General features: G+C 55.4%; 25 protein-coding genes. 12 read left to right on the top strand and 13 right to left on the bottom strand.

All coding sequences use genetic code 11. The features are described from left to right. The 4 genes from WCO56_17925 to WCO56_17940 all read left to right on the top strand — a co-directional run. Positions 1–620 (top strand): type I restriction-modification enzyme R subunit C-terminal domain-containing protein (locus WCO56_17925; protein ID MEI7731458.1); only part of this gene is annotated, 620 nt, incomplete at its 5' end. Between the two features lie 705 nt (positions 621–1,325). Next, positions 1,326–2,852 carry a xylulokinase gene (xylB, locus tag WCO56_17930; GenBank protein ID MEI7731459.1) on the top strand — a complete coding sequence of 509 codons (1,527 nt, stop codon included), beginning with the start codon at positions 1,326–1,328 and terminating at the stop codon, positions 2,850–2,852. Positions 2,853–2,899: 47 nt separating this feature from the next. Next, entirely contained in the window at positions 2,900–3,112 is a 213-nt protein-coding gene (locus WCO56_17935) for a type II toxin-antitoxin system HicB family antitoxin (GenBank protein MEI7731460.1), read from the top strand. Then, on the top strand, positions 3,109–3,327 hold the full coding sequence (locus WCO56_17940; protein MEI7731461.1) for a type II toxin-antitoxin system HicA family toxin: 219 nt from the start codon (positions 3,109–3,111) through the stop codon (positions 3,325–3,327). The genes WCO56_17935 and WCO56_17940 overlap by 4 nt, the downstream gene beginning before the upstream one ends. Before the next feature lie 61 nt (positions 3,328–3,388). On the opposite strand, the gene WCO56_17945 is transcribed toward WCO56_17940, so the two are convergent. Continuing rightward, on the bottom strand, positions 3,389–4,528 hold the full coding sequence (locus tag WCO56_17945) for a glycosyltransferase (GenBank protein ID MEI7731462.1): 1,140 nt from the start codon (positions 4,526–4,528) through the stop codon (positions 3,389–3,391). Between the two features lie 109 nt (positions 4,529–4,637). On the opposite strand from WCO56_17945, the gene WCO56_17950 reads away from it, so the two are divergent. Then, complete coding sequence (locus WCO56_17950) at positions 4,638–5,408, top strand: c-type cytochrome domain-containing protein (protein ID MEI7731463.1); 771 nt, start codon at positions 4,638–4,640, stop codon at positions 5,406–5,408. Positions 5,409–5,471: 63 nt separating this feature from the next. Here the strand turns inward: WCO56_17950 and WCO56_17955 are convergent, their stop codons facing one another. The 3 genes from WCO56_17955 to WCO56_17965 are packed head-to-tail and all read right to left on the bottom strand — an operon-like array spanning position 5,472 to position 8,892. After that, positions 5,472–6,236 (bottom strand): 4'-phosphopantetheinyl transferase superfamily protein, encoded by a 765-nt coding sequence (locus WCO56_17955; protein MEI7731464.1) that lies wholly within the window; start codon positions 6,234–6,236, stop codon positions 5,472–5,474. 11 nt (positions 6,237–6,247) lie between these two features. After that, complete coding sequence (locus WCO56_17960; protein ID MEI7731465.1) at positions 6,248–7,246, bottom strand: NAD-dependent epimerase/dehydratase family protein; 999 nt, start codon at positions 7,244–7,246, stop codon at positions 6,248–6,250. Beyond that, positions 7,243–8,892, bottom strand: coding sequence for a fatty acid CoA ligase family protein (locus WCO56_17965; protein MEI7731466.1), 1,650 nt, complete (start codon positions 8,890–8,892; stop codon positions 7,243–7,245). The genes WCO56_17960 and WCO56_17965 overlap by 4 nt, the downstream gene beginning before the upstream one ends. A gap of 254 nt (positions 8,893–9,146) precedes the next feature. Here WCO56_17965 and WCO56_17970 point away from each other — a divergent pair, with 254 nt between their 5' ends. Genes WCO56_17970 through WCO56_17980 form a run of 3 tightly spaced genes read left to right on the top strand, consistent with a single transcriptional unit; the run spans position 9,147 to position 10,730 of the window. Next, entirely contained in the window at positions 9,147–9,752 is a 606-nt protein-coding gene (locus tag WCO56_17970; protein ID MEI7731467.1) for a sigma-70 family RNA polymerase sigma factor, read from the top strand. Continuing rightward, positions 9,749–10,261 carry a hypothetical protein gene (locus tag WCO56_17975; GenBank protein ID MEI7731468.1) on the top strand — a complete coding sequence of 171 codons (513 nt, stop codon included), beginning with the start codon at positions 9,749–9,751 and terminating at the stop codon, positions 10,259–10,261. Before WCO56_17970 ends, WCO56_17975 begins: the two co-directional genes overlap by 4 nt. 4 nt (positions 10,262–10,265) lie before the next feature. Next, complete coding sequence (locus WCO56_17980) at positions 10,266–10,730, top strand: hypothetical protein (protein ID MEI7731469.1); 465 nt, start codon at positions 10,266–10,268, stop codon at positions 10,728–10,730. Between the two features lie 67 nt (positions 10,731–10,797). Here the strand turns inward: WCO56_17980 and WCO56_17985 are convergent, their stop codons facing one another. The 5 genes from WCO56_17985 to galE form a co-directional block, all read right to left on the bottom strand. After that, complete coding sequence (locus WCO56_17985) at positions 10,798–11,772, bottom strand: twin-arginine translocation signal domain-containing protein (protein ID MEI7731470.1); 975 nt, start codon at positions 11,770–11,772, stop codon at positions 10,798–10,800. A gap of 98 nt (positions 11,773–11,870) precedes the next feature. After that, positions 11,871–12,866, bottom strand: coding sequence for an XcyI family restriction endonuclease (locus WCO56_17990; protein MEI7731471.1), 996 nt, complete (start codon positions 12,864–12,866; stop codon positions 11,871–11,873). Further along, entirely contained in the window at positions 12,811–13,764 is a 954-nt protein-coding gene (locus tag WCO56_17995) for a site-specific DNA-methyltransferase (GenBank protein ID MEI7731472.1), read from the bottom strand. The genes WCO56_17990 and WCO56_17995 overlap by 56 nt, the downstream gene beginning before the upstream one ends. A gap of 93 nt (positions 13,765–13,857) precedes the next feature. Next, positions 13,858–15,051 (bottom strand): sialidase family protein, encoded by a 1,194-nt coding sequence (locus WCO56_18000; GenBank protein ID MEI7731473.1) that lies wholly within the window; start codon positions 15,049–15,051, stop codon positions 13,858–13,860. A gap of 1 nt (position 15,052) precedes the next feature. Further along, entirely contained in the window at positions 15,053–16,024 is a 972-nt protein-coding gene (gene galE / locus WCO56_18005) for a UDP-glucose 4-epimerase GalE (protein ID MEI7731474.1), read from the bottom strand. A 237-nt stretch (positions 16,025–16,261) separates the two neighbouring features. Between galE and WCO56_18010 the strand changes: the two genes are divergently transcribed. Further along, positions 16,262–18,061, top strand: a complete 1,800-nt coding sequence (locus tag WCO56_18010) for a phosphoenolpyruvate carboxykinase (GTP) (protein ID MEI7731475.1) — start codon at positions 16,262–16,264, stop codon at positions 18,059–18,061. A gap of 18 nt (positions 18,062–18,079) precedes the next feature. On the opposite strand, the gene WCO56_18015 is transcribed toward WCO56_18010, so the two are convergent. Further along, entirely contained in the window at positions 18,080–18,265 is a 186-nt protein-coding gene (locus tag WCO56_18015) for a hypothetical protein (GenBank protein MEI7731476.1), read from the bottom strand. 448 nt (positions 18,266–18,713) lie between these two features. On the opposite strand from WCO56_18015, the gene WCO56_18020 reads away from it, so the two are divergent. Continuing rightward, positions 18,714–20,966, top strand: a complete 2,253-nt coding sequence (locus WCO56_18020) for an alpha-glucuronidase family glycosyl hydrolase (protein ID MEI7731477.1) — start codon at positions 18,714–18,716, stop codon at positions 20,964–20,966. A 303-nt stretch (positions 20,967–21,269) separates the two neighbouring features. Continuing rightward, positions 21,270–23,255, top strand: coding sequence for a hypothetical protein (locus tag WCO56_18025; protein MEI7731478.1), 1,986 nt, complete (start codon positions 21,270–21,272; stop codon positions 23,253–23,255). Positions 23,256–23,370: 115 nt separating this feature from the next. Here the strand turns inward: WCO56_18025 and WCO56_18030 are convergent, their stop codons facing one another. The 3 genes from WCO56_18030 to WCO56_18040 all read right to left on the bottom strand — a co-directional run bounded on the left by WCO56_18030 (position 23,371) and on the right by WCO56_18040 (position 25,659). After that, positions 23,371–23,802, bottom strand: a complete 432-nt coding sequence (locus WCO56_18030; protein ID MEI7731479.1) for a hypothetical protein — start codon at positions 23,800–23,802, stop codon at positions 23,371–23,373. A 76-nt stretch (positions 23,803–23,878) separates the two neighbouring features. Then, entirely contained in the window at positions 23,879–24,562 is a 684-nt protein-coding gene (locus WCO56_18035; protein MEI7731480.1) for a DUF4276 family protein, read from the bottom strand. Continuing rightward, entirely contained in the window at positions 24,562–25,659 is a 1,098-nt protein-coding gene (locus WCO56_18040; protein ID MEI7731481.1) for an AAA family ATPase, read from the bottom strand. Before WCO56_18040 ends, WCO56_18035 begins: the two co-directional genes overlap by 1 nt. Before the next feature lie 97 nt (positions 25,660–25,756). Here WCO56_18040 and WCO56_18045 point away from each other — a divergent pair, with 97 nt between their 5' ends. Next, positions 25,757–26,323, top strand: a complete 567-nt coding sequence (locus WCO56_18045; GenBank protein ID MEI7731482.1) for a hypothetical protein — start codon at positions 25,757–25,759, stop codon at positions 26,321–26,323. Positions 26,324–26,598: the final 275 nt, after the last annotated feature.

The raw sequence follows: 26,598 nt of genomic DNA on the forward strand, positions 1-26,598 counted from the left end.
TTTGCGGGATGTTCTATTGCATTTGCAACAAGAAGCGGAAGGTGAAAGTGAAGCTTGCCGACGGAAAGGTGCGCACCATCCAACACATGATGGCTACGACCTTCTGGCATCCGGATGGCACACCCATGTCCGCACATCAATTCATGGAACTGCTCTTCGGGAAGCTGCCCGAGTTTTTCCATAACGAGGAAGAATTGCGCAAGCTATGGAGCGTGCCGGATACGCGGAAGAAGCTATTGCAAGGGCTGGCCGAAAAAGGCTTTGGCCGGGAGCAACTGGCTGAAATGCAGAAGATCATTGATGCCGAGAAGAGTGACCTGTTTGACGTGCTCGCCAATATCGCCTATGCCCGTCCGCCGCTCACCCGCGAAGTTCGGGCCGCCAACGCCAGGGTGTATCTCAACACCCAGTTCAGCGCCAAGCAGCGGGTATTCCTGGATTTCGTGTTATCCCATTACGTGACGGTTGGCGTCGAGGAGCTGGATCAGGACAAACTCACGCCCTTACTAAAACTCAAGTATCACGATTCCATTGCGGATGCTGTAGCTGACCTGGGCAGACCGGACGAAATTGGCAAGGTGTTCGCTGGATTTCAGAAGTATTTGTATCAAGTGGTGTGACTTCTCTTCCGGATTTCGCGCCCAGACCAATTCAATCTTGTCAGTCCGGTCAATCTTGTCCTTCATTCCGCATTGCATTATTTTCCTCCCGGCGGCAACCACCTTCCCCTGAATCCTGCTATGCTGCTCCCATGAATGACATCTATAGATGCAGTCCGCAGTCAACCACCGGCGATTCTCCGTCGCCCGTTTTGGCTATTCTATCTTCTGGCTTCCAACTCCTGGCTTCTGGTCATGATCTTTTTGCCAGTTCATTTGTTTGCCATGCCGATTTCCCATCCGTGGCATCCGTGCAATCCGCGGTCAAAGAATTGTGTCAAAAAATTCATTTCATCACAATTTTATAACATTTTGTGACAAAAAAATGTTTTCATCACAAAAACATCACAATTCTGAAAGTGGACCGGCCATTTGCAATGCTTGGTTTTACTCGTCCCATAAGTTCCGCCCTGAAATCTGAGATTTTTTTCTGATGACTGATCACTGGTAACTGGTTCCCAATTTTTATGCCAGCCAATCTTTTTGCCATGTCCCCTTTCCATTTTGATTCGTAAATCTCATTCATGAATGCCCCCTAATACCTATTACGAGGTTCGCTGATTTCGTCAGCGTGTTTTTATCATCTGCCAACGCCTGTTTTTCCGGTTGGACAACCATCACCAATTTGTTCAAGCTTACCTCTAATAAAAATATCGTAACAATTTTATGAGAACACTTTTACTCGGTATTGATAGTGGCACGCAATCCACCAAGGTCTTGGTGGTGGACGCCAACAACGGCAAGGTGCTCGGCAACGCCTCGGCGGGCTATGAGTTGATTCCCAATCTTCCACCCGGCGCCAAGGAACAGCATCCGCAAGATTGGCTCACGGCTACTGCCAAAGCGATTCAGGGCGCGCTTAAGCAGGCCAAAGCCCGCGCGGGCGAAGTGAAGGCCATCGGGGTCAGCGGTCAGCAGCATGGGTTTGTGCCGCTGGACGCCCAGGGTGAAGTGATCCGCCCGGCCAAGTTATGGTGCGACACCGCGACCTCCGCCGAATGCACGGAGATCATGGAAAAGGTGGGCGGGCTCAAAGCCACTATCAAGGCCATGGGCAATGCGGTGCTGCCCGGCTTCACCGCCTCCAAGATTCTCTGGCTTAAAAACCATGAGCCGAAAAACTACGCGCGCCTGGCCTCGGTATTGCTGCCGCATGATTATCTGAATTTCTGGCTGACCGGGCAGAAGGTGATGGAATACGGCGACGCCTCCGGCACCGCGCTGCTGGATGTGCGCAAACGCCAGTGGTGTTCTCCCGTGCTCAAGGCGATTGATCCCGCCCTGGCGGATAAGCTGCCGCCGCTGATTTCGAGCGATCAACCCGCCGGCACGTTGCAGGCGGAGACCGCGCGGGCGCTGGGCCTGGGCACGGACGTTTTGGTCAGCGCGGGCGGTGGCGACAACATGATGGGCGCCATCGGTACCGGCAATACCGCTGCCGGAGTAATCACTGCCAGCTTCGGCACCAGCGGCACCATTTATGCCTGTGCGGAAAAACCCGTGGTGGATCCTCAGGGTGAGATCGCTGCCTTCTGCGATTCCACCAATCGCTGGCTGCCGTTGCTCTGCACGATGAATGTGACGGTGGCCACCGAGATGGTGCGCCGCGATTTCAAAATGGATTTTGCCGAGTTCGATAAAGTGGGCGAAAAAGCGCCGGCGGGCTGCGATGGCCTTATGTTGGTGCCCTATCTGGAAGGCGAACGCACACCCAATGTGCCGGATGGCACCGGGGTATGGCTGGGCGTCAACACCCGCACGTTTACCGCCGCGCATTTCATCCGGTCCTCCATGGAAGGCGTGACGATGGGCATGAATTACGGGTTGCGCCGGTTGGCCACGCTGGGCGTGAAGCCGACGCAGATTCGTGCCACGGGCGGTGGCGCCAACTCGCGGTTCTGGCGGCAGATGATGGCGGATATTTTCAACGCGGAAGTGGTCACGCTCAAGGTGGGTGAAGGCGCAGCCTATGGCGCGGCCTTGCAGGCCCTCTGGTGCTGGCGCTTGCAGCAGGGCGAAAAAGTCGTCATTCAGGACATCACCAGCCAATTTGTGACGCTTAATCAAGCGCAAACCGCCCAGCCGGACGAAAAGACGGTCAAGGTCTATGCCGAACTGCAAGCCCTTCAGGACGAGGCGAGCAAGGCGTTGCGCGGCGTGTTCGGGAAACACCGGGCGCTGGTGTCGAAATGACGGGATGCCGGGTTGACCAAGGTTGCTTTTGAAGTTAGAGTAGGCATATGAAATTTCGAGTATTGATCGAACCGGATGAGGATGGGGTTTTCGTTGCAGAGTGCCCTGCTTTGCCGGGATGTATTTCGCAAGGGGGCACTCGACAGGAAGCCTTGACAAACATTACTGATGCCATCAAGGGCTATCTGGCTAGCCTGGAAAAACACGGAGAGCCAGTGCCGCCTCCAATTCGTGAAGAAGTTGTCGAGGTTCCCGCATGAGTCGTTTGCCGGTTTGTTCAGGAGCGGACGCTGTCAAGGCGTTCCGCCAACTGGGTTATGAGGTAGATCACCAAAGTGGAAGCCACATTATTCTGCGGCATCCCACGCAACGGCGGCTGACGGTACCGAATCATCGCGAGTTGGCAAAAGGGACACTCCGCGCGCTGATTCGAGAAGCAGGTATAACAAAAGACCAGTTTGAACAACTGTTGTAACAGTATCAATGTGCAGGCGATGCATTCTACGATTGTCTGCCGATTATTTTATGTTCCAATTTCATTCTGGAGTCAACTTCCCGCCCGGCAAAACGCGATAACGGTGTCCGCGCCATTCAATGGTGTTGCCCAAAAAGGATAGCGCCCAGATGGCCGCTTGGAGCAGGTCTTTGATCGGGGCCAGCCAGAAGCACGGAACGTGGCGGCTGGCTCGGGTCAAGCGCCATTGCAAGATCGTGGCTGTCAGCATTCGGACGGTGAGGCAAATCCCCAGCGCCGCGTAATATGGCGGTGCTTGCCCAGCCAGTGCCAGCAACACCGGCCATACGGTGGCGTTGCTGAGGATGCTGAAGAAGTAGGGAACGGGCTGGCAGACCCGGATGGTGCGCGACCAGCGCAACTGGTGCCGCCACACTTGGCCAGCGCTCATGGGTGATTCCCGGCATTCCACCACTTGCGGGCACAGCTCAATCCGCCAGCCCTGCCCGGCAATCTGATGGCCAAGCTGATAATCATCCGCCAGGTAATCCGCCAGCGCGGCAAAGCCACCCATTTTAGTAAGCGCGTCGCGGCGTGCAAGCATCACCGCGCCCAAGGCAAAATCGAGCGGCTTCAGGTTGCGCGATTGCAGGACTTGGCTCCAGAAATCCGCGTTGATGGCCACCGCCTCCCACTGCATGGCCAGGTTGACCGGGTTGCCGAGCTGATAGAAGCAGTTCACCAGCCCCACTTTGGCGTCGCGCAATGGGGCCACGACATTCGCCAGAAAATCCTCCGGTACCACGACATCCGCGTCGCTCACCAGCACCGTGTCATACCGTACGCGGCGTTCGAGTTGGATCAAGGTGGAGACCTTGGCGTTGACGCCCATCACTTCCTCGCAAATCACCAGGTGTGCGTCTTTCGTTGGAAATTCCGCGAGCAACTGTTTCACCACGGAGCACACGGGATCAGCCGCGTTGGCCACCCCGAACAGCACCTGCACCTGGCCCGGATAGGCTTGCGCGAGCCAACTGCGCAGGCAACGGGCCGTCTCCGTGTCGCACCCCTTCAACGGTTTCAGCAGGCTGAGCCCGGGCGCAAACGCAGGATCGGCAATCCGCTGGTGCAGGGGAAAGCGCAGCGCGCCCAGGAATTGCCAGAGCGCGATTCCCAGGCTCAACGCGGCGAGCGCCGCCAGTATCCAGATCAACCATTGCATGGGGCCAGTATGCGGGAACGGTGGCCGGTGGAAAAGCGGGAAAGTGTGCTGGTTTGACGCGCCGATTTGCCAAACGCAATCTGACGGCTATGTTGGCCGTGATAATCGCATGATGGCTGTTGCTGATATTTCCTTGTTTTTCGGGCGCCTGCACCCGGTGCTGGTGCATTTGCCCATCGGGTTTCTGGTCCTGCTGGGGTTGCTGGAATTGCGGGCGTGTTGGCGGCGATCGCCCACCACGGCACCGGAAACCGGCTTCATCCTGGCGGTTATCGTGCTCGCTACTGGATTTACCGTACTCTGCGGCTGGCTGTTATCCCAAGGCGACGGGTATGACCCGCGTTTGTTGCAGCTTCACCTTTGGACCGGTGTGAGCACCGCTGTCGCCAGCGCTCTCACTGGCGGGTTATGGTGGTTCAAGCGTCTGCGCCTATACCGCCTCAGCCTGTTGGGTACGATATTGCTTTTAACCGTGGCCGGCCATAACGGCGGGGCCTTGACGCATGGACGCGATTACCTCTTCCGCTACGCTCCGGCCCCCATTCGTTCCTGGTTTTCCAGCCCCTCCGCCAACGTCGCCAAACCAGCCGGTAAATTTGTCACGACCGTGCAACCTGTCCTGCAAAAATACTGCATTGCCTGCCATGGACCGGAAAAATCCAAGGGCGGGCTGCGCCTCGATTCCTTCGCTGCCATGCAAGCGGGCGGTGAAAAAGGTCCGGTGCTGGTCCCCGGCGACGCCGGGAAAAGTCTCCTGATCCGCTTGTTGACTTTGCCCCCAAGCGACGACGACCACATGCCCCCGGAAGGCAAACCCCAGCCCACGACGGAAGAAATCGCCGTGCTGCGCGCCTGGATTGATTCCGGAGCCACGCCGTAACCGTGCCGTGCGCCGCTGAGGAAAACAATCGTTAGTTAGAGGCTCAAATCTGTTTACTCCTGGCTACCATGGCGGCAGTGTGACTTCGGTGGCCGTGGGTAACACCAGCGAGATAACTTGGTTGTTTTGCTGCCAGGAAAGGCATTTATACTGCTGAAAATTACGGTAGTGGCTTTCCCAAAGAGCGTCGCCGATGGGCTTGATTTGATCGGCGGCCAGCAATTCCAAGGGGCACGTAATCCCGCATTTCAAAACCTTGCCGAGGGCTTCCTTGATGGTCCACAGCAACACCAGCGCGGTGGGTTCGTTCGCCGCCCGGGATTGCAGCCAGTGCGTCTCTGCCGCTGAAAATGGCATGACTTTTTTAATGGTGTCCGCCCGGCCGACATCCACCGTTTCCAGGTCCACCGCCAACGGATGTTCCCGAGGAAAGGCCACTGCAATCGCGACGCCTTCCGAATGACTCAGGCTGACTTCTGCGCCATGGGGCCTCGCATACGCGACCAATGGCTGGCCGAGCACGCCTTTGGTAATTTGGATTTGCCGCCAATCTGGTTCTTTTAAAAGTGCTCCCAAGGCCAGTTTGGCGGCCAGCCGACCGAGTAGAAAATTTTCCCGTGGCGGTGCAAAGCGAAACGACTGTACTTGCCTTAATTCATCCTCATTCAGGAACGCCTCTGGTGCGAATCCGCCTTGTTCGTCCACGTGTGTAGCCGATTTTTCGAGATCACTTCGGTTCACCTGCGCAAACCATGCTGTCCTAGATTGGCCTTGGTTGGTCAGGTTCAAACAGCGGGCGCGGTCCTTGATGGGCGATTGCGAAGACATGACGTTTCGTTTCAAACCGAAGATTCGTTTTGCGTATGGGCCTTCAATTGGCGTAATCCTTCTTCGATGGAAATTGCCGGTCGGTAACCCAGATCCCGCTTGGCTGCGCTGATGTTGAACCAGTGCGCGGAGGAAAGTTCGCGCACCACAAATCGGGTCAAGCGTGGTTCGTTTGGGCTATGGGCCATCCGGTTGGCGGTCTCAAAACACCAAGCCAATAACATCGCCACTGATTTTGGCACGGTGCGTTGGATGGGTGGCTGGCCCGCCGCATCGAGCAGGCGGTTGATCATTTCCCAAATCTCGATGGGCTGATCCTGGGAGATGAAGTAAGCCTTGCCGGCCACCGTCTTGCCGGGCGAAAGGCGCTCCGCCGCCAGGAGATGGGCGTCAGCGGCGTTATCAACATGGATCGTATCAATCAATTTGCGGGCCCGGCCAATGCGGCGCAATTGTCCCGCTTTGGCACGGGCCACAATGCGTGGTAACAAGTGGTTATCGCCCGGTCCCCAAATCAAATGTGGCCTCAGCGCAACCGTTGCCAGTCTGGCATCGTTGGCCGCCTTGATTAATTGTTCAGCCTGAGCCTTGGTTTTTGGGTAATGAGCTTCAAAATGGCTGGGGTAGGGGACTGACTCGTCTACCCCCTCCATGTCCTTACCATCAAACACCACGCTGGGGGAACTCGTGTAAACCAAGCGGTTGACTCCGTGTTGCCGGCAGGCGGCAATCACCTGCTGGGTTCCCACGACATTGATCTGGTGATAGTCCTCGTACGGTCCCCAGATGCCTGCCTTGGCGGCCACGTGGAAAACCACGTCGCACCCGGCCACCGCCTTGGCCACCGCTGGTGCATCCGTCAGGTTCCCTTGATATTGTTCGACCCCCAACGCGTCCAACTCCGGGTAGTGTTGCCGGGAGAAACTGCGCACTTCCGTTCCGCGCCGCCTGAGACTTCGCACGATCGCCTGCCCAAGAAAACCACCACCGCCTGTGACCAGCGCTTTCATGACCTTTGTTGGCTGGCCCAGACCGCCAGTTTCTCCCGGAATATTTTGGCGTTGTGCCGGATATCCACAGGGAAGCCCGGATGAAACAGGATGGTTTGGATGGCTTGAGTATGCGGCTGTTTTGCCCCCAAGGCTCTGAGTTCGGTACGCAATTCCTCCGGCTTGCGGGATCGGGCTGGGCTTTCCAGTTCCACACACAGCACCGGTTCCATCCCGCCATTGCGTGCCACGCCCACCAGGGCGGTGCGGAACACGTCCGGGTGCGTGTTGAAAACAGCTTCGCAAGGGATGGTGAAAAAAGTTTTATTACCCGCCACCACACGATGCGATTTTCGTCCACAAAACCAGAGTCGCCCTTGGGTGTCGAGGTACCCCACATCCCCCATGCGATGATAAAAGCCGACGTTGCTGGCATCTGGGATCTTGGCCAGGGCGGTGGCTTCGGCACGTTGGTAATAGGAGCGGGTTGTGTGCGCGCTTTGGACGGCAATTTCGCCGATCTCGCCGGCCTTCAGTTGCAGCGAATCGGTCCACGCCGGGATTGCCGCATCGCTGATCTGGATGATTTTCACGGTCAAGCCAGGCACGGGGCGGCCCACGCACACGCCCGCGCCCTGCTCGGTTTGTTGGCGTGTTTCCCCAAGAATTTCCTTGCTGCCGATCGTGGCCACGGGAAGACACTCCGTGGCGCCATAAGGGGTGAACACCTGTACGCCTGGAGATAACAGCGACACAAAGCGTTGCAGCACCTTGGCGGGCACTGGAGCTCCGGCGGAAATGACCCGTCGGATGGTGGGTAACTTTACCCCCATGGCTTCGCCGTAGCGCCCTACTTGGTTGATCAACGCCGGGGAACCAAACATGTTGGTCACCCCGAAATTTTCGATGGCTTCCAGAATTTTGACGGGATTTACCTGTGCAGGGCGGGTTGGATCCATGTCAGGCAGAATGGCCGTCATACCCAGGGCGGGACCAAATAGCGCGAACAGTGGGAAGGTGGGCAGATCAATTTCGCCGGGCTCAATGCCGTATAACTGTCGTATTTGCTCCACCTGCCGCGTGAAAATCTCATGCGTGTAAACCACTCCTTTTGGAGTGCCCGTGCTGCCGCTGGTAAACAGGATTGCCGCAGTTTCGTCTGGTTCCGGGACGATGGTTTTGAACGCATCTGATCCCAATCCTCCTTGCATCGCCTCGCGCAAGGTATATCCGCCGAATAGCGCGTGATTGCCGACGGTGATTTTGATGGTCAGCGTTTGTTTGGCCCAGCCAAGCAGCAAACGCGCCGCGTGCGCCTTGGGAATGCCGATAAACGCTTCCGGCGATGCCTCGGCCAGACATTTTCCCAGGTTGCGTACGCCAATCCCGGGATCAATCAGTACCGGCACGGCGCCGAGTTTGAACAGGGCAAAGGTCAGCGCAAAGAAGTCCAGGCTGGGCGGGACCATCAATACTGTGCGCGTGCCGCGCCGGATGCCCAGGCTGGCAAAACCACGGGCGAGTTGATCGCTGATCTCGTTGAGTTGCCGAAACGTATAATGCGTATAACTGACCCGCCCTTGCGCGTCGCGCCCCTGTGGAAAAACCACGGCTTGCCGCCATGGCTGATGGGCGGCCATGGCAACCAAGTGTGAGGCAATATTCATCGTTCCAGCCATACTGTGGGCGCATCCTAGCGCAGAGACCGCCGCCAAGAGAATACAAAAGATATTCCCGATCACCGTTTGGTCTGCGTCTTAGCTCTGGGTATGTCTGATTCCATGTGCGCCACAAATATTACTGCTTCGCAAATGCCAAAGTTTGCTGTAAATTATCGCTGCTTACCCGTGGCAAAAGCCTCGGATGGGCACGTTGAATACTCGAATATCTGAATAAATCGGCCCTGCGGGGCGTCACACTAATGGCGACGCGAAAGGATTATAGCTTGCTCAGCGACGAAGCGCTGGTAAAGGCCGCCCAACGGGGCGGAATGCCCGCCTTTGAAGAGCTGGTGATGCGGCATCGGGATAAGGTATATGCCCGCGCATACAGCATGCTTCGGAATGAGGAAGAGGCGGTGGACCTTTCGCAGGAAGCCTGGGTGAAAGGGTGGCAGCGGCTGAAGCAATTCCAGGGGGATTCGACGTTCCTGACCTGGATCACGCGGATTATCATCAACCTCTGCTTGGATCACCTGCGCAAACAAAAACGGCAACGAGCCGAGTCCATCGAGAGTTTGGATGAAGAAAACGGCGGGGTGGAACGTCAAATGCCCGTGGTGAACGTTAATCCGACGGAGGGCTTGGAACGACAGGAACTCCGCGTGAGAATAGATCGGGCGCTGGCGTTAATGACGCCGGAACACCGGACGGTGTTGGTCCTGCATGAATTTGAAGAGTTGGAATATCGGGAAATCGCCAAACGAATGGAATGTTCGATTGGCACCGTGATGTCACGCCTGTTTTATGCGCGTCGCAAGATGGCGACCCTGCTGGCAGGCTACAAACGAGACGAATTACAGTCATGAATCGCGAAGAACAAATCAGAGTGATGGCTTACTTGGACGGGGAACTGACCCCGGCAGAATCCAAGCAAGTGGAGTTGTGGCTGGCCACTAGTCCGGACGGCCAAGGTCTGGCGGCGGAGTTGCGCCTGACGCGTGAAGCCCTGCGCGGTAATGAAACCAGCGTCAAGGTGCCGGAAAGCCCGGAGTTTTATTGGAGCAAAATCCAGCAAGCCATTGAACGGGAAGAGCGCCAGACGGTACCGGTCTCCCAGCCTTGGTGGGTCATGCTGCGCCGCTATCTCAAGCCGATCTCCGGCTTTGCCTTGTTTATGTTGCTCGCGATGGGCAGCACTGAATTCTGGATGACCGGTGCCCGATATGAAGCGGTCGAAGTCGAAAACATGTCTGAACACACCCAGTCCTTATCGTTTCACAATCAAGCGGAAAGAATGTCGGTGGTGTGGATTGTCAACCGCGACACCGAGGAGGCCGAGAGTGCCGATCCCGAAGATGAGATGACGAACGAGTAACCGTGTGAACAGTTCAGGGAACACATGCCGGGGTCGGTGGGTCTGCTTGCTCCTGATGGCGGTGATGGGGTTGGCCTGCGCCGTTCAAGCAGGTGATTTGAAGATTGACGCCAAGTTAGTGTGGGGCACCAATGCGGATAAGTCTCCCGATTCCGCTCATAAGCCCGTGTCCGCTGATCTCGCCAAAAAACTCGTTAAAATTTTCAAATGGAAAAATTACTTCGAGGTGAAAGCCGTTCAGGAATCCGTTCCCAACCGCTCGACTAAACGGATCCACATGAGCAAGAAATGCGAGCTTGAAGTCACCGAGATGGAAGGGCCGAAGGTGGAGGTCAAACTGTATGGCGAGGGCAAGCTGGTCACCAAAACGGTGAAATCCCTCTACAAAGGTGACTTCCTGACTTTAGGCGGCGAAGACAAGGGTGACAACTCCTGGTTCATCGTCATCACCCTGCTGGAAGACAAATAGCCGGCTGATTGGCCGCCTCGTCCACCCTAGTTATTCTTTCCTTTCACGCGGCCAATTCTCTGTTGGCCTATCCGCACCAAGGACGTGTGCGCTTGGAATCCTTACCGGAGTACAGCGAGACGAAGCGGCGGGCCAGCTTGACGTTTTCGACAATCTGCCAGTCAAACATCCCCACCAGCGCAAAATCCGCTCCGCTGGAAAAGGCGTAAGGTAAACCCAAACGGGGAGGAACCGCGCCGGCCGCGAGAATTTTGAAGGCGATCCACGGTTTCTTCACGGTGGCCATAAAATCCACCACCGCCTTGGGATCGCTGCACCAGGAATTGTCGTGTGCGCCTAATGCGCCCGTTTCATCGGCTCTTGGCGCGGTGTAGTATTCGTGCGTGTGCAGGGTTTTTTGGTAGAAATCCACGTCGTGTCCGGCTTTGACACTTTCGACAATCACCCGTAGATCGTGCGCGGCTACGCCGGCAATGCGCTTCTTGGATTTAATCAATTCCACCATCTCGCCAACTTTTTCAAACTCGTTATTGTTCAGCAGGCCCTCGGCGGCGTCGCCATTGACATGCACGCCGGCGGCGCCCTCGTCCACCGCGCGGTTGATCTGGGAATAGCCTTTCTTGGGATCGAGCCGCACTTGGGCAAACCATTTCATTTTACCACCATTTTTCCAATGGTTGAAAATGGACGTGTTATTATCCTGCACGTAGGTGTTGATGGCGTTGATCCCGTTGGCCTCGGCCAGTTCCAGCGTCTCACGGATTTTGGATTCCGTATTATAATGCTTCATCAGGGCGGACACGTAGCCCAGATCGCGCGAATGCGACCAACCGGAAATCAAGTTACCACCCAGCATCATCCGGCTGAATTCTTGTCCGGCGATTTTGCCCAGCGGGAGCGTTTCCTTCGCAACCGCAGTTCCCGGCGTGGGGGCGGCGGGAGCGGCGGACGGCTGGGCATTCAAGCTGAGGGGGACGGCGGCGGAAGCAAGCAAGGAGGCTTTCATAAAGCCCCGGCGGCTGACAGGCGAATGGGTACTCATAATTTTTGTAGAAACTAGCATTCCGCCACCCGGCAGCAAGCGAAAAAATGGATTTGGCAGCAGTTAACCACCAAATCATCGAATCACCCTTTGCCTACTTATTTTTGCGTTTTTGATGGTTTCGCCCGAGCAGCCTTAATACCAACCAAAGAAACTAACCGGTCACGAAAATCTTCATATGCGGCGGAATGGATGGTGCTAATGGCTTGCAGTTCGAAAAAGCGCGTTGTCGTCGGCGACTTTTCCCTCGCCATCGCCAAATCCAAATTGGAAACATTATAAATGGTCCAAAACTCAACGCACCCATTTTGCTTGGCACTCTGATGGCTTTTTTCAGCCTCGCCAAGCCGATTCCAAATATTAGACTTATCGGCACCACCCTTGATTTCGATGGCTACAATATTCTTCGTAGTGGCAGACGAAATTTCTTCTTGAATACGAATGTCCGGATCCGAGCCAAAGATGATTCGCACTTTGCGCTTAGAAGCGTTTAACAACTCCAGCAAATTCCCTTGCTTGGCACGCACCGCATGAGCCACCACTTGCTCGATCAAATTAAACACCACTTGGTTGGCCTCTTTACCAATTTGCGTGTTGCGGCTACCGCGCATCTGCGGTCCCAAGGTTAACAATGTAAGGTTGTCCAACAGTTGAAGCGAAATTTTGGCAAAGCCAATCAGGCTCGCCATCTCTGATGCGCGTTGGATTAAAGCCTGACACAGCGGTTCCAATTCGGACTTAATCCGGCTCGAAATTTCACCTTTAGCTTCCATGCTTTCAAATCGCGCCAGCTTGCTCTTCTGATAAAATTCCTTTTGGCTGAATCCCAGCAGCAAACGATAATAACCCAACAAACGCGGATTCTTTGTTAACAACAATGGGGTGGCAAACAACAGCTCGCCACGGACTCCCCGGCTGGCCAAGTTCGCCAAATCAGCGGCAGGAGCGAATTGGTCTAGTTCATCGTTTAACGCCTTGATTTCAAGGGTTTGAACAGTAGCACAGAGTGCTTCCTGCAAAAATATTTTTCGCTGGTTTTCAAGCTCGCTTGCGATGCTTGCCTGGAGTTTCGAGGAGGGCAACCTGATGTTCATATTCAATGGGTGGATAATTAGAACCGTTGGCAGGCCGTGCGGGACCATTTCTGGCTAATAATTGTTCAGCTTCCGCAGCATAGTGTGAATTGAGTTCAACCCCGATATATTTACGATGCAACCGTTGGCAAACCAGCCCTACCGTGCCCACTCCGGAAAATGGGTCGAGCACCTTATCTCCTGGTTGAGTGGCAGCCAAAATGCATGGCTCCACCAATTCTTGCGGGAACGAGGCGATATGAGTCCCGATGGAAGGAGTGGTATTAATGCTCCAGACCGTGCGCCGATTGCGCTGTTTTCCATCCTCCGTTGGTTCCATCACCGCATTTGAATGATAGGTATATTGCTCTTCCTTGGTTAGCATGAACAAATACTCATGTGCGCGGGTGGGACGGTCTTTGACACTTTCCGGCATGACATTGGGTTTATGCCAGATAATGTCACTGCGCAAATACCACCCATTTGCTTGCAGCATGAAAGCCAACCGCCACGGCACGCCTATCAAATCCTTGTCTTTCAGTCCGGGCGGGTTGTCCGGTCGAACTGCCATGGCTCGGTTTGGATTTTTTTTATCGGGTGCCCGCCAGCCACGATTACCACTGGTGTAGCCATCACCGATATTGATCCATACAATTCCATCTGGTTTCAGCACGCGGTGAATTTCAGAAAAAACCTGTGTCAGGTTGTGTAAATATCCATCCAAGGTGGACTCTAAACCGATTTGGCCTGGAATGCCATAATCACGCAATCCCCAATACGGCGGCGAAGTGATAACACATTGAACGAAGTTATCCGGTAGGCGCGACAAAACCTCCCGCACGTCGCCCTCCAATAGCCACGTATCCTCAGTCTCCTCAAACTCAATCGGTGAGGGAGTCAATATCTTCCGCACATTCATTCGCACATCAATCTCAAAAGCTAAATCTAACCGCTAGTTAGGAGGGACGTCAATGCCAAGCACACCGCTTGAACTTTGAATTGTCGCCACAGGCTAATCCTTGCTGTCCGTGAGCCATGCCAGCGTGAATCGCGCAAACACCAGGCGGTTGGCACCATCGGTTTCAAACAGGCAGCCGATCATGCCATCGGGAAGCCTGGTTAACACGGAATAGGCGAAACTGGCCGGCCACAAGACCTTTTTGACGGGCCAGGTTTTCGCTTCGTCGTAACTCAGATAAACCGTGCCGTTCTCGCGTTTGGCACTGTCGGGGCCGGAGTAAAGGATGCGACTTTTTTCCGCTACTGCGGGAAAACTGTAGCGCAGGATCGAGGCCATGCAGCCGGGATCGCGCAAGGCCGGCTCCTCTTCAATCTTCGACCAGGTTGCGCCGCTATCCTGGCTGACCGCAATTTTGCGCACCGCTTTGCCGCCCCATTTTCGGCTGTTTAACATCACCTTGCCATCTGCCAATTCCACCATTTGCACCTCGTTGACGAGGCTGACTTCGCCACCTTTACGGTTGGGTACCCGGCAGCCCGGCGCCGACTGACCCAGTTGCCAGGTCGCGCCGCGATCATCACTAAATGCCGAAAGGACATTCCAAACGCCAAATGGCCCTTCGTTGAAAGGAATAATCAACCGGCCCGGTTGCGGTCCCTTGTGGAGCTGAATACCAATACCTGGACCACTGGCCAGGATGGTGACATTTTGCGCGTGTTTGGTGGTGCGCGTGACATCCATCGGCTTGGACCAGGTCACCCCGTCGTCATCGGAATGAATCACGTAATTGCGCACAACCGAAGGGCCATCCAACCCGGGCTGGAGCTTGCCGCTGCGCTCGGAGATATTCGCCGGATAGGATTGATACATGACCAGCACCCGGCCGGTTTGTGCTTCAACCACGGCGCACGGATTATTCAGGCAGTTGGCTCCGTCATCGGCAATGATTGCCAGCGCGCCCCAGGAGCAACCGCCATCGGAGCTGCGCTTGAGGATGAGTTTGTTATTCGCCTGGTCCGCATGGGCCGAACGGCCTTCCGCCATGGCCAGCACGGTTCCCTTTTTGGTCACCACCACCGAGGGGATGCGGATGGATTTGAACGTATCCTTGCCAGCCAGGAAGACATCTGAGAAAACGGGCTCTGCCGCCATCGTTCCCCCGGTCACCACACTTGTCACCAGACAAATTGTGGCCGCGCGCAACCTCTGCAAGAACCTGAAACGCAGCGTCGCCAGCGGATTCATTTCAATCAGGGTATCCGTCTGGATGCGTGCAGTGCCAATCCCAAGCCGTGGAAACGATCGCCTCCAGCGTGGGGTACTTCGGCACCCAGCCCAATTCGCGGCGTGCCTTATCGGCAGCGGCCACCAGACGCGGCGGATCGCCCGGACGGCGCGGCTTTTCAAGCGCCGTGATCTTCTTGCCGGTAACTTTCTCGCACATCTGAATCACCTGGCGCACGGAATAGCCATCGCCGTTGCCCAGGTTGTAGAAGCCGGATTTGCCTGGTTGCAGCGCCAGGATATGCGCCAGCGAAAGATCAATGATATGAATATAATCCCGGATGCAGGTGCCGTCCGGCGTGGGATAATCCGTGCCGAAAATTTCACAGTGGGTTTTCTGCCCTTGCGCCACCTTGAGCACGTTGGGGATGATATGCGATTCAATGCGATGGTGCTCCCCAAACTGGCGGCTGGCGCCGGCGGCGTTAAAGTAGCGAAACGCTACAAACTCCAGGCCGTGCAATTGCTGGTACCACAGGAGGATTTTTTCAAACATCAGTTTGGATTCGCCATACGGATTCACCGGGCGCTGTGGCAACACCTCGGTCATCGGCATGATTTCCGGCATCCCGTAGGTGGCGCACGTGGAACTGAACACGAACTTTTTCACTCCGGCTTCCACGCTGGCATCCGCCAGGTTCAAGGCGCTGGCCACGTTATTGCGGAAATACTTGGAAGGATTGGTCATGGATTCTCCCACCAAGGCGTTGGCGGCAAAATGAATGACTGCTTCCGCGCCGGAATCTTTGACCGCCCGCGCGAGCCCGGCGCGATCCGCGAGATCGCCCTGCACAAACGTGGCGCGCCGATCCACCGCCGACCGGTGGCCTTCGCTTAGATTGTCCCATACGGTGACTGCGTATCCAGCGTTGAGCAGTTCTTCCACGCACACCGATCCAATATATCCGGCTCCGCCGGTGACGAACACATTCATGGGAAAACGTTAGACGTCCCAAGCCAGAGCGTAAAGCCGATAATTGTGGTGCCCCACTACCCGCCCCGTCCTTATACCAGGGCCGAGATATTTAAAAAAAATTCATTTTGTGCTGGCCAAAAGGCGTTTTGACCTGTAAACAGTGCCGGATTTTGGCGGCGTTGAACCGCCACCGGCGGGTTTGGTATGGTGCCCGGCGGTATCCCGATGGTAACATAACACTGAAATAGAAATAAAATGGCTACTGCTCCAACAAACAACAAGAAGCTCCTCGCCTGGGTCGAGGAGATGGTCAAACTGTGTAAACCCGCGAATGTCCACTGGTGTGACGGCACCCAGGCGGAGTACGATAAACTCTGCCAGTTGATGGTGGACCATGGCACGTTCACTAAACTGGACGAAAAGTTGCGTCCGAATTCCTTCCTGGCGCGTTCGCATCCCAGCGACGTCGCCCGTGTGGAAGACCGCACGTTCATTTGCTCCAAGACCAAGGAGGAAGCCGGTCCCAATAACAATTGGGCCGATCCGGTTGAGATGAAGCAGAAGATGGTGGCGCTGTTCGACGGTTGCATGGCCGGACGCACGATGTACGTGTTGCCGTTCTCCATGGGGCCGCTGACTTCGCCGATCCGCAAGATCGGCATCGAGATCACCGACTCTCCCTATGTCGTGGTCAACATGCACATCATGACCCGCACCGGTACGGCGGTGTTGCAGAACCTTGGCGATGGCGAGTATATCCCCTGCATGCATTCGGTGGGTGCTCCGTTGAAGCCCGGGCAGGCAGACGTGGCTTGGCCGTGCGAGCCTGATCCGCAGAAGAAATATATTGTCCATTTGGTGGAAGAACCCGCGATCTGGTCGTATGGCTCGGGTTACGGTGGCAACGCGTTGCTCGGCAAAAAGTGCCTGGCGCTGCGCATCGCCTCTGTGGTGGCCAAGCGCGAAGGCTGGATGGCCGAGCACATGCTCATCCTGGGCATCACCTCGCCGGCCGGCAAGAAATACTATGTCGCCGCCGCGTTCCCGAGTGCCTGTGGCAAAACCAATCTCGCCATGATGCAGCCGAGCCTGCCGGGCTGGAAAGTCTCCTGCCTGGGTGACGACATTGCCTGGATCCGGGTTGGCCAGGATGGCCGCTTGTACGCGATGAACCCCGAGACCGGTTTCTTCGGGGTCGCCCCGGGGACTTCCGCGAAGTCGAATCCGAACGCCCTCAAGGCCTGCGCCAAGAACACGATCTTCACGAACGTGGTGCTTACGCCCGAAAACGACATCTGGTGGGAAGACATGGGCGTGCCGGCTCCGGCCAAGGGTATTGACTGGGAAGGTAAGGAATGGACTCCGGCGTCCGGTCGCAAGGGTGCCCATCCTAACTCCCGCTTCACTGCTCCGGCGGGCCAATGCCCGGTCATTGATCCGGATTGGGAAAAGCCGGAAGGCGTGCCGCTCTCGGCGATCCTGTTCGGCGGACGACGTCCGTCCACCATCCCGCTGGTGAACGAGGCGTTCTCTTGGGAACACGGCGTTTTCATGGGGGCCGCCTGCGGCTCTGAAACCACCGCCGCCGCCTTGGGCAAGGCCGGGGTGCTCCGCCGCGATCCGTTCGCCATGCTGCCGTTCTGCGGCTACAACATGGCGGATTACTTCGCTCACTGGATGTCCTTCGCCAAGCGGACGGACCGTTCCAAGCTGCCGAAAATTTACTTCGTCAACTGGTTCCGCAAGAGCCCGCAAGATAAGTGGTTGTGGCCGGGTTACGGTGACAACAGCCGCGTGCTCAAGTGGGTTTGCGAACGCGTGGAAGGCACCGCTAAGGCGGAACAGACGCCGATTGGCAATCTGCCCGCTAAGGACGGGCTCGACCTGGCTGGCCTGAACATGCCAGCCGAAGACCTCAGCCAGCTTTTGTCCGTGGACAAGGAAGGCTGGAAGAAGGAAGCGGATGAAATCGCCAACTACTACAAGGTCTATGGCGCGCATCTGCCGGTCGAATTGACCAAGGAACTCGAAGAGCTGAAGAAGCGCTTGGGTTAATTTCAGCCAAGCCAGTTTTCACAAACCCGCGCTGGATTCCGGCGCGGGTTTTTTCGTGACGACACGCCTTCCGGATCCGCCCTTCCAAGGTTTGAGTTTGCCTGTTTTTCGCTCTTGTTCCACCTGGCGAAGGATGTTTTTAGCGGCGCGATCCACTTCGTCCTTGGTTACTCCGTATTCCTGATAAATGCTGAGGGGTGCCATGAAGTCAACCTAGGCCGCCTCTTGCATGGCGGCGGAAAAGTCCTTGAAGCGTCCACTCGCGACTTGGTGTTCGATGGCCTCCGCCAGTGGTTTAGCACGGCGCCGATGATGGCACGGTAGGCCGCCAGAAGGTGTGAAAACTGGCGGTAAGTCCGACTTGGTGGGCGACGTTAAACGCCTGTTATCAGAGGCTATTATGCTGGTTGACGTGAACTGCGCCGCAGTTGGAAACGCAGCGGAACTTTCTGTGGCTCCTGACCTATGAAACGCCGCTGGATCCAAGCGAATGGTTCGCCCAAACCGTTCAACCCTCCTCGGCGTGAGGCTTAACTGCGGCTTTTAGTTAATCCGTTCGCGGTGGATCTCTTTATTGACTATCAAACTGCCAGGGTTTGATCCCGAATCCCGGTCTTGACCGCTCCATACGCTGGATTTAGTCTGCTTCACTATGATCGTAAGTCGAACCGTAATGCTCCCTAACCGCCTCGCGGCCAGTCTGGCGGCAGGGAGCGCGATGGCTAAAAAAACCAATTTCCTATCAGTTAATCAAAAGCAGATGCCTCCCCACACCACATCATCGCACAAAACCAAAAGAATCATGATCCTGCCTACAAGTTTTTTAATTTTATTAATGGCAGTGGGATGCCAATTTACCCAAGCGTATGCCGATGACGGCTATCGCCTGTGGATGCGTTATGACCCAATCCCAGATTCAGCACGATTAAGCCAATGCCGTAATACCTTTGCCGCGCTGCTGATCGCCACCGGGTCGCCTACCGAAGATGCGATAAAAAACGAACTCTTGATTGGCATCGGCGGATTGACCAAAGGCACAATACCCTTGGTCAATTCGGTCGATCATGACGGGATCCTCGTGATAGGGACGCCGCAAAATTCTCCCCTGATCGCAAGTTTACCTTGGGTAAAGGAAATTGAGGCCTTGGGGCCGGAAGGATATTCTATCCGCTCCATAAAAATGAACGGTCACGCCGTGACCGTGATTGCCTCAACGGGAAAGCTGGGCGAGCTTTACGGAAGCTTTGATTTGTTGCGCCGCATTCAAACAGGATTATCTGTCACAGATCTGGCCATCAACGAACAACCAAAACTCAAGCTGCGCCTGCTAAACCATTGGGATAATTTAAACGGGAAAATCCCCAATGGATATTCAGGGAAATCAATCTGGACATGGAGCCCCACCCCACTTGATGAGAGCCGCGTGCGCGATTACGCACGGGCCAATGCGTCCATCGGGATCAATGGGACTGTGCTGAATGACGTCAATGCGAATAGCTTATATCTGGATGCCAAAAAATTGAAAAGAGTTCAGGAAATAGCAAAAATCCTTCGCCCTTATGGGATTCGCGTCTATCTGAGTGCTAAATTCTCTGCACCAGTTGTTCTGGGCGGCCTGAACACGGCCGATCCACTGGATTCAAATGTCATAGTCTATTGGAAGAAAAAGGCCGACGAAATTTATGCATTAATCCCTGATTTTGGCGGGTTTTTGGTCAAGGCGAATAGCGAGGGACAGCCTGGCCCGTTGACGTACCACCGTACACATGCCGATGGCGCTAACATGCTGGGAAATGCGCTGGCTCCACATGGGGGCATCGTTATATGGAGAACGTTCGTGTACGACAAAAGAGGTGGAGGGAGGGACGGAGATCGGACCGCACAAGCCTACGATCAATTACATGGCTTCGACGGACACTTCGCATCGAACGTCATGTTGCAGGTCAAAAATGGACCGATCGACTTTCAACCAAGGGAGCCCTTTAACCCTCTTTTTGGCGCCATGCCTAAGACGCCACTAATGGCCGAAGTGCAAATCGTTCAAGAATATACCGGAGAGGGCAAGATGTTGGTGTATTTGGGAACCATGTGGAAGGAATTCCTCCAAGCAGACACCTTCGCCCAAGGTCCCGGATCAACGGTAACCAAGGTGCTGGAAGGTCAGTTGTCCCCGCAAAAGCTCACCGGCATGGCTGGGGTGGCAAACGTGAGCGACATTCGCAATTGGTGTGAACATCCCTTCGCCCAGGCCAATTGGTATGCCTTCGGTCGCCTCGCTTGGAACCCCGAACTCGGGGCAGAGGATATTGCCCGGGAGTGGGTTCACATGACGTTTAAATCCGATACCGAGACGGAACAAAAAATTGTTAAAATCATGATGGAGTCTCACGAAGCATTCGTCTCTTACGAAACTCCCATCGGCTTGACGCATCTTATGGGACATCCGTCGCATTATGTCCCCAAACCATCAAGTCGCATGCTTTACCATTGCGCCGATAAAATCGGCCTTGGGTTTGATCGCACCAGCACCGGCAGTACGGGCATAGACTGTTATCAGTCAGGCGCACGGGATTTGTTTGCCAATCTTAAGACGTGCCCGGAAAATCTGCTGCTCTGGTTTCATCACATACCATGGGATCATCGAATGGCCTCGGGCAAAACGATGTGGGACGAGTTGTGCCTCCACTACCAATCCGGCGTCAATTGGGTACACCAGACGCGGAAGGTGTGGGATGGATTTTCGGGCACCATAGATCCCGAGCAACAGCGCCTCGTCGCTCAACTTTTAGCCATTCAGGAAAAGGACGCGGAGCACTGGAGAAATGTCTGCCTAACCTACTTCCAGACCTTCTCAAAGCGCCCCTATCCGGACCATGTCAAGGTCATACCAGAGGAAGGACATTAGTCATCCAGCCAATCGACATGGCCTGACACCATCGCATTATCAGGCGCACCTATCGGTTTCCCATCGGTTGACACCCAGCGAGAAAACGCGCATTCTGACTTCATGCAGCGAACTGAAAATTCATGCTCAAGAACAGCCCCGCATCAAGTCGGTGGTAGTGGTAACGTCCCCAAAAATCGAATTCTTATCAATTCCATGGCTTTGCAATTGAAATACACCGGTATGAATGCCAGGCACCATCACACTCTGCGCAAAAGCAGGTGGGTATTCGGTATCGTCCTTAGCCTGGTTTTGGGATGGGCCATGCCCACGATTGCGGCTGTGAATCCGCGCTGGTCTTTTGAGGCGGATGGCGCGCTTCGTTGTGAATTAAACGGACGGGTTGCCTTGCCGGACAAGCCAGTCGAATTGGTAACCCATGGCAAGCGTGTCATCATGCGTATTTCCTTTCCTGCAGATGATGGCAAAGCTGCGTATGTCAAGGGACCGGAAGTGCAGTGGCCGATTTTTAAACGCGACGTGCGGGACAAGTCCCTGAAGATCCCTGGCCAGGACACGCGCGGCACAGACTTGCCTGACATCCTGGTCAATGGCGTGTCTTGGGTGCCGAGTCAGCGTACGGCCTATCGCTATGACGGCTTCTTCCATGTGTTGTATGCACCCCAAAAAGGGGTTCGTGCCACCCGCACACTTTTTCCCTCGATTGAACAGCGCATGGCCCTGCAGGCCTGGACCCTTGAAAACATGCTGTCTGAACCCCTGAAGATCCAGGTGCCGTCTGTGCAGGCGATCCTGTGGAGGCGCAAGGCGGTAACCGATCAGGATTGGCTGGTGGAGTATCGGGTGACAGGTGTGGCACAACAGACGCTTCAACCCGGAGAGAGCGTGCAATTTGCTGTGGCCTACACTGCGCGTGCGGCGGCTGATCCGCCTTTGGTGATTGATCTGGCCCGGGAGAAGCAGGCCCATGCGGATCGGGTCCGGTATGCGCTGAGTCACTTGAAGTTGGTGACTCCGGATGCCCTGTTAAACCATACCTTTGAATGGGCCAAGGTGCGGATCCTGCTGTCCAATATTGAAACCAAAGCCGGTCTCACCAGCACCACCGGGAGCATGGCCTATTACTGTGGTTTTTGGGCCAACGACAACGCCGAATATGCCAGCCCGCTGGTCCCGCTCCTGGGCAGTGCCGATCTGGAAGAGGGGATTGATACCATGTATCGCGTGTGGCTCAAGGATATTGCCCAATATGGCCTGCAGGACAAACAGATCACCGGGTCCTTTGAAAGCTACAATCTGAAGCCCTATCAACGGGGCCGGGGGGACGAAGCCATGATCCTCTATGGCCTGTCACGCTACCTGCTGACCCTGGCAGACCCGACGCGGGCCGAGGAGATGTGGCCCCTGATTGTGCGGTGCGTGGATTATCTGAAGATGAACCTGAATTCAGCCGGTGTGATTGCCTCACGCACCGATGAGCTGGAGGGGCGATTGCCCACGGGCCAGGCCAACCTGAGCACCAGTGCACTGGCCTATGGCGGCCTGCAGGTGGCGGCCCGGTTGGGCCGCGCCCTAGGGAAGACGCCCCAAGCAGATCAGTTTGATCAGTTTGCCCAGGGCTTGGCTCAGTCCATCGAAACCTGCTTTGGGGCACCGGTCCAAGGGTATGAAACCTACCGCTATTATGCAGGGGGTGACCTTCTGCGGGGCTGGATCAGCCTGCCGTTGGTGGTTGGCCTGAAGCCGCGCCAGACCGGGACTTTGGATGCCCTGTTCTCTGATAAGTTGTGGTTGGAGAAGCCGGAGACCCTGGAGGTCAATCTCAAGGCCGTGTCCACTGAAAGCAGTACCAAATGGGCCAGAGAGACCTACTATGCGTTACTGGCCGCGTTCAAGTCAGGTCGCACTGACTTGGCCCTGGCCAAGACCCGTATTGTGCTGACAAGTCATATGCTGGGCCATGGAGGCCCCTTTGCCGATGAGGACGACATTGACCTGCTGAGTCCTTCCGTCCTGTATGCCCGGGTCATCACCGAAGGCCTGTTTGGCATTGAGCCGCTGAGTTTCCACAGCTTTCAATGGACACCGCGACTGCCCGAATCATGGCCCATGATGCAGTTGAATGCGATTCAACTCCTGGGTCGCCAACTGGATCTACAGGTCTCACGCCAGGGGGCCGATATTCTGGTACGGGTATTGGAGCATGGGAAAGAATTAATGTCTCAGACCGGCAAACAAGGCAGCGTGTTTGAGGTTAAACTAACCGCCTCGCGGCCAGTCCGGAGGTAGAGAGCGCGATGGCTAAAAAAACAATTTCCTATCAGTCATAGCCCCAATTGTCGCCGGACTGGCTCGATGCGGTAACAGACTCAGCTCTCACCAATGCGTACCCGACCGCCGCGCGTCACTTGGCGGGCGGCGGATGATTCAGGAGTTTTTCAAACCTCAGGTACAACCCGCGGGCGGCCAGGTCATTGGTGAACTCGACAATGCCGTGGTGCAGATGGGCACAGTTCAACATGCCGTGCTCCGTCAAGGTGGCTCCGTAAGGGCCGGAATCCGGGCAGGTCGGCATCCGCTCCAGGAAGGATTCGTTCACCAGGTTGCTGACTTGAATAGCGGCGTTCGGTTTCAGATGGTGGCGCTCCCGGTACGCTTCACAGGCCACCAGGAACTGCTGCTGGTTCAGAAAACAAGTGTTTTCGTAGGGGCTGAGATGTGTCCGTGCTTTGACAAATTGGGGCACTATGATGGCCACGAGCAAACCGGCCGACGCGATGTATGAAACCACGCGCAGCCAAAACCCTTTGTCCCGCTTTTCTTTAACCTGGCTCATAAACTGCTAAATTTCTTTCAGGCACATTGAATGTTTTCACTGGCCGCGTTATGGTAAAAACCTTACTCAGGTCAGGTTATGAATTGCCAGGCGCGAGGTTTTCCAACTTGGTAAGCCACGCGCCAAAATGAGGGCACTTTGCACGCAAATGGGTTAGGCCAATTGCGGCCGCGGCGGGAGCCCCGACGCGGACCTTGCTCCGCTCGTAAACCGGAACATGGTGAATAATGCGCTTGCTGGGTGCGGTCGTTGAACCTTCGTTAATGTCCTCGGGCTTTAAGTGGCGGACCTCTTTGGTCAGGTCGGCAATGCCCTTTTCGGAGTTGGTGATGCGCCGCTGCAGCTCGCTCAGATCGCAATAAAGCAGCGCTTCAAACTCATGGAGTTGAATGAACGGCAGGAATCTCGGTTCGCCAAACTCAGTCTCCAGCGCCCGTTCCAGAACGGCAACGCGTTCAGCCGGTTCTTTTTTGTTACGCGCCTCGGACCATCCCGGAAATTCTGAAGGCAGGGCATACAGGTCCACCATGGTGGTAAAGCGCGCTTCGGGATGGTGGTCCGCTTTCATCAACCGGACGAGATCCCCTTTGATTTTTGCAAAATCAAGAATTCCCCCGCGCTTTCCTAATTTGCGATTGGTAACCACAACCCGAGGCCGGACCTCGATGGCGTAACCGGCGAGATGCGGCTTTAACGCCAGGTCCGCAAACTCTTTTTCAGCCTGACCCTCGACGGTGATGTACAGGCGCAACCATTTCATCACGGCAAGCCTCCCAGTTCGTTTTTCTCCCAAAGCTGTCCCAAGGTATATTCCTTGAGCCATTCCTGGAGTCTTTCGGGCTTTTGCCGCTCAAACAGAGTCTCGCCGTCACGATGATTGACCACGATGACCTGGTCGGGGGACAACTCATCCAGCAACAGGGAAGCCTGCGTGGACACAATCAACTGGGAGCGTTCGGCGGCCTCATGAAGGAGACTGGCGAGCAGCTTGATGGCGTAAGGATGCAACCCCAGCTCCGGCTCATCAATGATGATGGTTGAAGCGGGATTTGGCTGGAGCAGCAACGAGGCGAGGCAAATGTAACGCAAGGTGCCGTCTGAAAGTTGATGCGGATAATAGAGCAGATCGGAATAGCGATCCTTCCAGAGCAACTGCGTCTGGCCGGGAGAGACCTCTTTAAGCACAAACGCGCCAAAGAAAGGCGCGACCTGGCGGACGGTCTCCTCAATTTGCGCGTAGTTCTGCGGGTGCGCGGTGGACATCTTCAGCAAAAACGCGGCGAGATTGGCCGCATTGCCGTGCAAGGTATCGTTGTCCACCGTGTTGCACAGTCCCATGACCGGGGCGGAAGGTGAGGTGTCGTGGAAGTGGTAAACTCTCCAGTCACGAATAGTTTCCTTGACCCATTGTTCGCTAGCAGTCCCTATTTTTCGGACAAGCGCGCTTTCCTTGTGGCCGCTGCCTTGATCGTTCATGATAGCGCCGAACCGCGGTCCATCAAACGGCGCGGATTCTTGGGCAAAGAACAGCGACCGATCATCCGCCGCTTTAAGGGTAAATTGGTACTCATTGCGGCCAAATTTAAGATGCGCCTTGAATTCAGGCGTAACCTTCATGCCTTGGAAAAGAAAGGCATCCGCACGGCCGCGCGCACTCACATAATTTTGAAGTCCCTTATTCGGATCCATCAGGTGGCCAAGCAATTCAAAAAAGCGAATGAAGTTGGTTTTGCCCGAGCCGTTGGCGCCAATCAGAACATTCAAGCCATTGCGCAGCCGGAAATTATTCAGCTCACGGATGGATTTATAGCCAACGAGAGTAATTTCCTCCAGGGGGCGGCGTTCGGAATTGCTCATGATTCAATCAGGTTTTCAAAGTTAGTGGTGTCAAACATGAGGCGCTGGCAGGTTTCCTCAATGAGAACTGATAGAAATTTACTTTTGGGCACTGTTCATGCCTTCACTGGCCGTGTTACGGCAAAGGAGCTTTGCTTTTGGCTCATATTCATGTGGCCGAGCCTACGCCCACACCGGTTGGGGAATCAAGGGTGATTTTTTCCGGGTAAGTTGGTTTCCGGGGCGAACCGGCGGTGAACTGGAAAACCCGAACTCCGATGCCTCGGTTTTGGGTGAGGCAGGTGCATCAAGCAAAAGCTCCAAACGTTTGGGTACCGACGGGCGGGCTCTACCTGGTCCGCGACGACAGTATCCTGAGTTGCGTGAACGTAACCAGCAAACTGGCCGTGATGCGGTCAAACGGGATTTCTTATCCAACTGGCGGTTGCAACCGACGACTCAACTTTCCAGGGGCTTGCGAACAATGGAATACGTATTGAATGAAAACGCTCTTATTATCATCACCAAAATAATGGATCTACGCACCGAGGGATTGGATTTTCTTTTTCGCGTGCTGCCACAGTATCCCCGAAGTTGGATTTGCCATGAAACGGGCCTTGCGGGCACGCAACTCCGCGACCACAGCGGGAGAATCCGCCAAGCAGTTTGGATCTTCCGCGATTGAGTTCCATAAATCTTCAACCAACCGCAACCGTTCAGCGACTGGCAAAGATCGTAATTCGTCTATCGCAATCATAGCGCAACTCTAATTCAATGGGCAGGAACGCGCAAGCGGGCGTTTTGAATAATTAATTGGGAATTGGTTTTGTTGGCCATAGCCCCCCATTGTCGCCGGACTGGCTGCGATGCGGTAACAGACTCAGCTCTCACCAATGTGTGCCCGCCCGCCGCGCGTCACTTGGCGGGCGGCGGATGATTCAGGAGTTTTTCAAACCTCAG

The organism is Verrucomicrobiota bacterium (assembly GCA_037139415.1).
Lineage (GTDB): Bacteria > Verrucomicrobiota > Verrucomicrobiia > Limisphaerales > Fontisphaeraceae > JBAXGN01.

Excerpts from the sequence above, each read along its gene's own strand:
- xylB (MEI7731459.1), top strand. The coding sequence starts at position 1,326 with ATGAGAACACTTTTACTCGGTATTGATAGTGGCACGCAATCCACCAAG.
- WCO56_17935 (MEI7731460.1), top strand. The coding sequence starts at position 2,900 with ATGAAATTTCGAGTATTGATCGAACCGGATGAGGATGGGGTTTTCGTT.
- WCO56_17940 (MEI7731461.1), top strand. The coding sequence starts at position 3,109 with ATGAGTCGTTTGCCGGTTTGTTCAGGAGCGGACGCTGTCAAGGCGTTC.
- WCO56_17945 (MEI7731462.1), bottom strand. The coding sequence starts at position 4,528 with ATGCAATGGTTGATCTGGATACTGGCGGCGCTCGCCGCGTTGAGCCTG.
- WCO56_17950 (MEI7731463.1), top strand. The coding sequence starts at position 4,638 with ATGATGGCTGTTGCTGATATTTCCTTGTTTTTCGGGCGCCTGCACCCG.
- WCO56_17955 (MEI7731464.1), bottom strand. The coding sequence starts at position 6,236 with ATGTCTTCGCAATCGCCCATCAAGGACCGCGCCCGCTGTTTGAACCTG.
- WCO56_17960 (MEI7731465.1), bottom strand. The coding sequence starts at position 7,246 with ATGAAAGCGCTGGTCACAGGCGGTGGTGGTTTTCTTGGGCAGGCGATC.
- WCO56_17965 (MEI7731466.1), bottom strand. The coding sequence starts at position 8,892 with ATGAATATTGCCTCACACTTGGTTGCCATGGCCGCCCATCAGCCATGG.
- WCO56_17970 (MEI7731467.1), top strand. The coding sequence starts at position 9,147 with ATGGCGACGCGAAAGGATTATAGCTTGCTCAGCGACGAAGCGCTGGTA.
- WCO56_17975 (MEI7731468.1), top strand. The coding sequence starts at position 9,749 with ATGAATCGCGAAGAACAAATCAGAGTGATGGCTTACTTGGACGGGGAA.
- WCO56_17985 (MEI7731470.1), bottom strand. The coding sequence starts at position 11,772 with ATGAGTACCCATTCGCCTGTCAGCCGCCGGGGCTTTATGAAAGCCTCC.
- WCO56_17990 (MEI7731471.1), bottom strand. The coding sequence starts at position 12,866 with ATGAACATCAGGTTGCCCTCCTCGAAACTCCAGGCAAGCATCGCAAGC.
- WCO56_17995 (MEI7731472.1), bottom strand. The coding sequence starts at position 13,764 with ATGAATGTGCGGAAGATATTGACTCCCTCACCGATTGAGTTTGAGGAG.
- WCO56_18000 (MEI7731473.1), bottom strand. The coding sequence starts at position 15,051 with ATGAATCCGCTGGCGACGCTGCGTTTCAGGTTCTTGCAGAGGTTGCGC.
- galE (MEI7731474.1), bottom strand. The coding sequence starts at position 16,024 with ATGAATGTGTTCGTCACCGGCGGAGCCGGATATATTGGATCGGTGTGC.
- WCO56_18010 (MEI7731475.1), top strand. The coding sequence starts at position 16,262 with ATGGCTACTGCTCCAACAAACAACAAGAAGCTCCTCGCCTGGGTCGAG.
- WCO56_18015 (MEI7731476.1), bottom strand. The coding sequence starts at position 18,265 with ATGGCACCCCTCAGCATTTATCAGGAATACGGAGTAACCAAGGACGAA.
- WCO56_18020 (MEI7731477.1), top strand. The coding sequence starts at position 18,714 with ATGATCGTAAGTCGAACCGTAATGCTCCCTAACCGCCTCGCGGCCAGT.
- WCO56_18025 (MEI7731478.1), top strand. The coding sequence starts at position 21,270 with ATGCCCACGATTGCGGCTGTGAATCCGCGCTGGTCTTTTGAGGCGGAT.
- WCO56_18030 (MEI7731479.1), bottom strand. The coding sequence starts at position 23,802 with ATGAGCCAGGTTAAAGAAAAGCGGGACAAAGGGTTTTGGCTGCGCGTG.
- WCO56_18035 (MEI7731480.1), bottom strand. The coding sequence starts at position 24,562 with ATGAAATGGTTGCGCCTGTACATCACCGTCGAGGGTCAGGCTGAAAAA.
- WCO56_18040 (MEI7731481.1), bottom strand. The coding sequence starts at position 25,659 with ATGAGCAATTCCGAACGCCGCCCCCTGGAGGAAATTACTCTCGTTGGC.
- WCO56_18045 (MEI7731482.1), top strand. The coding sequence starts at position 25,757 with ATGCCTTCACTGGCCGTGTTACGGCAAAGGAGCTTTGCTTTTGGCTCA.